The organism is Stenotrophomonas sp. YJH_SMC_101-4, from assembly GCF_059370395.1.
This window is the reverse complement of record NZ_JCAFTP010000004.1, coordinates 498,032-504,837: the sequence shown is the minus strand read 5'-3', so window position 1 is coordinate 504,837 and position 6,806 is coordinate 498,032. Positions and strand designations below refer to the sequence as shown.

At 67.7% G+C, this 6,806-nt stretch carries 7 protein-coding genes; 4 read left to right on the top strand and 3 right to left on the bottom strand.

Annotated features, from left to right (window positions below; translation table 11 throughout):
- Nucleotides 1-254: 254 nt before the first annotated feature.
- Genes tilS through AC5P8D_RS16525 form a run of 3 tightly spaced genes read left to right on the top strand, consistent with a single transcriptional unit; the run spans nt 255 to nt 2,706 of the window.
- The gene (gene tilS / locus AC5P8D_RS16535) at nt 255-1,541 is read left to right on the top strand and encodes a tRNA lysidine(34) synthetase TilS (RefSeq protein ID WP_414614541.1); all 1,287 of its coding nucleotides are present in this window, start codon (nt 255-257) and stop codon (nt 1,539-1,541) included.
- 36 nt (nt 1,542-1,577) lie between these two features.
- Complete coding sequence (locus tag AC5P8D_RS16530; protein WP_019338620.1) at nt 1,578-1,838, top strand: exodeoxyribonuclease VII small subunit; 261 nt, start codon at nt 1,578-1,580, stop codon at nt 1,836-1,838.
- Nucleotides 1,828-2,706 carry a polyprenyl synthetase family protein gene (locus AC5P8D_RS16525; RefSeq protein ID WP_495203499.1) on the top strand — a complete coding sequence of 293 codons (879 nt, stop codon included), beginning with the start codon at nt 1,828-1,830 and terminating at the stop codon, nt 2,704-2,706. Before AC5P8D_RS16530 ends, AC5P8D_RS16525 begins: the two co-directional genes overlap by 11 nt.
- 85 nt (nt 2,707-2,791) lie before the next feature.
- Here the strand turns inward: AC5P8D_RS16525 and AC5P8D_RS16520 are convergent, their stop codons facing one another.
- Together AC5P8D_RS16520 and pmbA are read right to left on the bottom strand one after the other, a co-directional pair.
- Nucleotides 2,792-3,163 carry a DUF4870 domain-containing protein gene (locus AC5P8D_RS16520; RefSeq protein WP_010482972.1) on the bottom strand — a complete coding sequence of 124 codons (372 nt, stop codon included), beginning with the start codon at nt 3,161-3,163 and terminating at the stop codon, nt 2,792-2,794.
- 87 nt (nt 3,164-3,250) lie between these two features.
- Nucleotides 3,251-4,618, bottom strand: a complete 1,368-nt coding sequence (pmbA, locus tag AC5P8D_RS16515; protein WP_049482167.1) for a metalloprotease PmbA — start codon at nt 4,616-4,618, stop codon at nt 3,251-3,253.
- A gap of 68 nt (nt 4,619-4,686) precedes the next feature.
- Between pmbA and yjgA the strand changes: the two genes are divergently transcribed.
- A complete protein-coding gene (gene yjgA / locus AC5P8D_RS16510) occupies nt 4,687-5,274 on the top strand; it encodes a ribosome biogenesis factor YjgA (protein ID WP_134958094.1) in 588 nt (195 codons plus the stop codon).
- A 41-nt stretch (nt 5,275-5,315) separates the two neighbouring features.
- Here yjgA and tldD read toward each other — a convergent pair whose 3' ends face one another.
- A complete protein-coding gene (tldD, locus tag AC5P8D_RS16505; protein ID WP_159360420.1) occupies nt 5,316-6,761 on the bottom strand; it encodes a metalloprotease TldD in 1,446 nt (481 codons plus the stop codon).
- Nucleotides 6,762-6,806 lie beyond the last annotated feature (45 nt).

Genomic DNA, 6,806 nt, shown 5'->3' with positions numbered 1-6,806 from the left:
GTTTTCCACAGGAAAACGGATCTGACCTCAAGAGCAATTCCGACAGTTCGCAGGAAACTGTCGAAGGCGGGGTGGGTCCGGTTGCGGGGGCGTGAGCCGCATGGATGCGGCGACCGAGCTTACATGGACGTACTTGCAGCGTCCCCCGCAACCGGACCCACCCCGCCGTCCCCCAGCAGACCAGCTGTTGCTGTTGCTCTGGATCGTAGCGGGTGCAGGGCGCAGCCCTGCCGGGCAACCCTATACTTGCCGCCGTGACTGCCTTCCCTGCCCTTGTTCCGCTGGATGCGCCGCTGCTGGTGGGCTACAGCGGTGGTGTCGACTCCACCGTGCTGCTGCACTGGCTGTGGCGCTGCGCCCAGGCTTCCGGCACGGCGCTGCGTGCGGTGCACGTACACCACGGCCTGCAACCAGCAGCTGACGACTGGGTACGGCATTGCCAGCAGCAGTGCGCGGCACTGGGCGTCGAGCTGGCCGTGCGCCACGTACAGATCGACAAAACCACAGGCCTGGGCCTCGAAGGCGCAGCGCGCGAAGCACGACGTGCAGCGTTCACTGCTGAACTGCGCGAAGGCGAAACACTGGCGCTGGCACAGCACCAGGACGATCAGGCCGAGACCTTCCTGCTCCGCGCGCTGCGCGGCTCCGGTGTCGATGGCCTTGCCGCGATGGCCGATGACAGTCAGCTCGGTACGCACCGCCTGTGGCGTCCCTTGCTGCACGCACCGCGCACCGCACTGCTCGACTATGCCCGGCAACACGCGCTGCGTTGGATCGAGGATCCCAGCAACGCCGAAGACCACGCCGATCGCAACTTCCTGCGCCTGCAGGTACTGCCACTGTTGCGCCAGCGCTGGCCGCACGCCGCCGCCGCGTTGGCCGGCAGCGTCCTGCATTGCCGGCAGACCCGCGAACTGCTGGATGAAGAAGACGCCGAGCTGATCACACACCTGGAAGTCGCTCCACGCGTGCTGTCGCTGCAGTTGCTGCGTCAGGTGTCACCGGGACGCGCCGCGCGCGTGCTGCGCGCCTGGGTGATCGGCCATGGTGCCGCCCCACTGCCGACCACGGTGCTGCAGCAAGGCCTGGACGAACTGCTGCCGGCCGGCAATGATCGCCAGGCGCGGGTGCGCTGGCACGATCATGCCATCCAGCAATGGCGCGAGCATGCCTATCTGCTACCCGCGCAGCTGCCATCGCTGCCCCGCGCGTGGCAGGCCGAATGGGATGGGCATGCCCCCCTGCCGCTGCCCGATGGCGGCCAGCTGCGGCTGCAGGGCGGCGCCGCCTTCGAGCGCCCGCTGCAGGTCCGTGCACGCGTGGGCGGAGAGCGCATCCTGCTGCCAGGTCGCCAGCATTCGCACGCATTGAAGGACTGCCTGCAACGCGAACATCTCGCCCCCTGGCGACGCGCGCAGCTGCCGCTGATCTTTGATGGCCCGCAGTTGCTGGCCGCCGCCGACGTGGTCATCTCCGCGCCACTGCAGGCCTGGTTGCAGGCCCACCAGGCACAGCTGCAGTGGCGTCCCGGCGGCTGGTGAATTGACCCCCGCGCGCGGCCCGTCCACACTTGCCACATGGCCAAGAAGTCCCCCGAAAACGCCTCCCCGGTCGCCCAGTTCGAGCAGTCGCTCGAATCGCTGGAACAGCTGGTGGAGCAGATGGAAACCGGCGAGCTGAGCCTGGAAGCCTCGCTCAGTGCTTACGAACGTGGCGTCGGTCTGTATCGCCAGTGCCAGCAGGCGCTGGAGCAGGCCGAACTGCGCGTGCGCCTGCTCAGCGATCCGGCGCAGCCGGAAGCATCCGAGCCCTTCGATCCGCCCAACCATGACGGCTGAGGTTCTGTTCGCGCGCTGGCGCGACCGTATCGAAAGCCAGCTCGACGCTGCCCTGCCCTCGCCTGCCGAAGCACCGCAGCGCCTGCACCAGGCCATGCGCTATTCGGTGCTGGGCGGTGGCAAGCGCATGCGCCCGCTGCTGGTCTACGCCAGTGGCCACCTGTTCAGTGCACAGCTGGAAAGCCTGGATGCGGCGGCTATGTCCGTCGAACTCATCCACGCCTACTCGCTGGTGCATGACGACCTGCCGGCGATGGATGACGACGCGCTGCGCCGTGGCAAGCCGACCACCCACATCGCCTTCGACGAAGCTACCGCGATCCTCGCCGGCGACGCGCTGCAGACCCGTGCCTTCGGCCTGCTGGCCGATGCACCGCTGCCGGCCACGCTGCGCGTGGCCTGCCTGCAGACCCTGGCCCACGCCTCCGGCGCGTCCGGCATGTGCGGCGGCCAGGCCCTGGATATCGATGCCACCGGCCAGCAGCAGACGCTGGCGGCATTGACTCGCATGCATGCGCTGAAAACCGGCGCCCTGATCCGCGCGGCAGTGCGCATGGGCGCGCTGTGCGGCCAGGCCCACGAACCGCAGCTGGCCCAGCTGGACAGCTTCGCCGATGCACTCGGCCTGGCCTTCCAGGTACGCGACGACATCCTCGATGTCGAGGCCAGTTCCGAGCAGCTGGGCAAGACCGCCGGCAAGGACCAGGCGCAGGACAAGAGCACCTTCCCCGCCCTGCTTGGCATGGACGGCGCAAAGGCCCAGCTGCACGAACTCGCTGCACGCATGCAGTCGATCCTGGCCGGGTATGGCGAGGAAGCCGATGCGCTGCGTGCGCTGGCGACGCTGGCGGTCGAACGCGATCATTGATCGCTCGCCGGGCACCGCCCGTCGCTCCCCACACATGAAAACGCCCGGCAATGCCGGGCGTTTTCAGTTCCGCATGCAGCCGGTATTACTTGATCAGGCGCAGCGCGAACGGGTAGCGATAGGCTTCGCCGTTGTTGGCCTTGACCGCTGCGATGATGCTGAACACCAGGCTGATGATGCCGACGATCGGGGCCAGGAAGACGCCGATGATCACGATGGTCAGGATCATGCTGATGACCATGGCGATGGTCACGGTGATCTGGAAGTTCAGGGCTTCCTTGGCCTGGTCGGTCACGAAAGCCTTGCCAGCATCGTCCTTGTTGATCAGCCAGATGATCAGTGCGCCGATGAAGCCGGTGAAGATGCCCAGCAGGTGGGCAGCCAGGGCCATGGTGCGCTGGTCGGCCGGCACGTCGGTGGTGGCCGGCGGCGGCGGGACGTTATCGAATTCGCTCACGACAAAACTCCTTTTCATTGGGTGGTCTTGACCCACCAGCACCAAGCTGGTTGCGTCAGGCGGGCATAGCTTACGCCATCGACGCCATCAATCATTACCGGCAATGGTCATCCGCCCCAGCAGGATCGAACCGGTCCGGATGTGCGAGCGCGGGTCGACGTCGCTGCCGACCGCTTCGATGCTGCTGAACATCTCGCGCAGGTTGCCGGCGATGGTGATGCCATCCACCGGGTACTGGATCTCGCCATTCTCGACGCGGAAGCCGCCGGCACCGCGCGAGTAGTCGCCGGTCACCCCGTTCACGCCCTGCCCCATCAGCTCGGTCACCAGCAGGCCATCGCCCATCTGGCGGGCGATCTCATGCAGGGAGCCCGCGTTGGCGGCCAGTTGCAGGTTGTGCACGCCACCGGCATTGGCGGTGGTCTGCAGGCCCAGCTTGCGCGCCGAGTAGCTGCCCAGCACATAGCGCTGCAGCACGCCGTCACGGACCAGGGCCGAAGCACGGGTGGCCACGCCGTCACCGTCGAAGGCGGCCGAGCGCAGGCCACGGCGCAGGTGGGGCAGTTCCTCGATCTGCATCCAGTCCGGGAACAGCTGCTGGCCAACACTGTCCAGCAGGAAGCTGGCCTGGCGGTACAGGGCACCGCCGGACACCGCCGACAGCAGGTGACCGACCAGGCTGCGCGCGACTTCCGGGGCGAACAGCACCGGCATGCTGCCGGTGGCCATCGAGCGAGGCTGCAGGCGGGCGACGGTACGCTCGGCGGCACGACGACCGACCAGGCCCACCTCCTCCAGGTCCTCGCGGGCCAGCGCGCTGGTGTACCAGCCATCGCGCTGCATGCCATCGCCCTGGCCGGCGATCAGCGCACAGCCCACCGAATGATGGGTGCCACGCTCACGGCCGAAAAAGCCATGCGAATTGGCGTACACCGACAGGCTCTGCATGCTCGACACCGAGGCGCCGTCGGAGTTACGGATCTGCGCATCGGCCTCACGACCTGCGTTCTCGCAGGCCAGGGCCAGGTCCACCGCCTCGTCGGCCTGCAGTGCCCACGGGTGCCAGGCATCCAGATCCGGGAAATCGGTAGCCATCAGCGCGGCATCGGCCAGGCCTGCAGCCGGGTCATCTTCGGTATGCCGGGCGATCGCACAGGCCTGCTCGACCGTGGCGGTGAGGCTGGCCTCGTTCAGGTCGCCGGTGCTGGCGCTGCCCTTGCGTTGGCCGAAATAGACGGTGACGGCGATACCGCGGTCGCGGGTGGACTGCACGGTCTCAACCTCGCCAAGGCGGACATTGACCTCCAGGCCACGGTCCTCGCTGCAGCTGACCTCGGCCTGGCTGGCGCCCAGCGCCCGGGCACGGTCGAGCAGCTGCTGGGAAAGGTCGGCCAGCCGTTCCAGCCGGGCCGGGCTGTCGTCGCCGACAGCGACTTCAGGGGCGATCACGTTCAATGCTTTATCCTGTACGGGTTGGGCCCGGCATCACGCCGGGCGACTTTTTTTGAGATCAGGTAGGAACGATGCGCGGACGCGACGAAGAAACCGGTGAATTCCACGACAAGAGCCGCAGCCAGAACCGGCGCGATGCGCTCGACGTCCTGGCCCTGGGCGAGAAGCTGGTGTCGTTGACCCCGGCCCAGCTGGCGCGCCTGCCGATTCCGGAAGACCTGCTGCCGCATATCGCCGAGTGCAAGCGCATCACCGCCCACATCGCCCACAAGCGCCAGCTGGCGTTCCTGGCCAAGCACATGCGCCGCGAAGAAGACGCCACGCTGGATGCGATCCGCGATGCGCTGGACGCCAACAGCGAAACCGGCCGCCGCGAAGTGGCGATGATGCACCGCGCGGAAGACTGGCGCGAGCGCCTGCTGGCCGAGGGTGACAAGGCACTGGCGGCACTGCTGGACGACTACCCGCAGGCCGACCGCCAGCAGCTGCGCACGCTGGTGCGCAATGCCCAGGCCGAGAAGGCGAAGAACAAGCCGCCGCGCGCCTACCGCGAAATTTTCCAGGTGCTGCGCGCCCTGATGCTGCCGACCGCGTTGGGCCTGAAGGCCAGCGCCGAAGACGCCGACCCCATTGAAACCGACGAAGCCGACGAGGACTGAGTCCTCGCCGGCAGGGGCGGTGGCACTGGCCATCGCCCGGCTCAGGCCTGGGTACCGCCGACGGTGATGCCCTCGATCAGCAACGAGGGCTGGCCGACACCCACCGGCACGCTCTGCCCGTCCTTGCCGCAGATGCCCACGCCCTCGTCCAGGGCCAGGTCGTTGCCGACCATGCGCACCTTCTGCATGGTTTCCGGACCGTTGCCGATCAGGGTCGCGCCCTTCACCGGCGTGGTGATGCGGCCGTCCTCGATCAGGTAGGCCTCGGTGGCCGAGAACACGTACTTGCCACTGGTGATGTCGACCTGGCCGCCGCCGAAGTTGACCGCGTACAGGCCCTTCTTCACCGAACGGATCATCTCCTGCGGGTCATGCTGGCCGGCGCGCATGTAGGTGTTGGTCATGCGCGGCATGGTCATGTGCGCGAACGATTCGCGGCGACCATTGCCGGTCGGCGCCACGCCCATCAGGCGCGCGTTGAGGCTGTCCTGCATGTAGCCGACCAGGATGCCGTCCTCGATCAGCGTGGTGCACTGGCTGGGATGACCCTCGTCGTCGATGTTCAACGAACCACGGCGTCCATCCAGCGTGCCGTCATCGACGATGGTCACGCCCGGGGCGGCCACGCGTTCGCCGATGCGGCCGGCGTAGACGCTGGTGCCCTTGCGGTTGAAGTCGCCTTCCAGGCCGTGGCCGACCGCTTCATGCAGCAGCACGCCGGGCCAGCCCGGGCCCAGTACCACCGGCATCACGCCGGCCGGTGCCGGTACCGCCTCAAGATTCACCAGCGCCTGGCGCAGCGCCTCACGGGCAAAGGCTTCCGGGCGGCCGTCCGCGAACAGTTCCTCATATCCGTAACGGCCACCGCCACCGGCATAGCCGGACTCGCGACGGCCGTTGTGCTCGACGATCACCTGCACGTTCAGGCGCACCAGCGGGCGCACGTCAGCGCCCAGCACACCGTCGCTGCGGGCGATCAGCACCGTATCGACGCCGCCGGACAGGCTGACCATCACCTGCTTCACGCGCGGGTCGGCGGCACGCAGGTAGCCGTCCAGGCGCTTGAGCACCTCGACCTTGGCCTCGTTGCCGATGCCGTCGATCGGGTCCAGCGCCGGGTAAAGCGCGCGCGCGTTGCCACGCAGCAGCGAGCGACCGGTCTGGGCACCACCTTCGCGCGAGATCGCACGTGCCGATTGCGCCGCCACCCGCAGCGCATCGGCATGGATGTCGTCGGAGTAGGCGAAACCGGTCTTCTCGCCGGAAATCGCCCGCACGCCTACGCCCTGCTCGATGGAATGCGCGCCGTCCTTGACGATGCCGTCTTCCACGCTCCAGCTCTCGCGGCGGGCGTGCTGGAAGTAAAGGTCACCAAAGTCCACACCGGGGCCGAGCAACTGCCCGAAGGTGCGCTCCAGGCCAGCGGTATCCAGGCCACCAGGGCGCAGCAGGCGGTCTTGGGCAAGCGTCAGGGCGATATCAGTCATGGTTCTCGATCTGGGGATGCGGGGGCGCTCAGGCAAGCCCCGTGA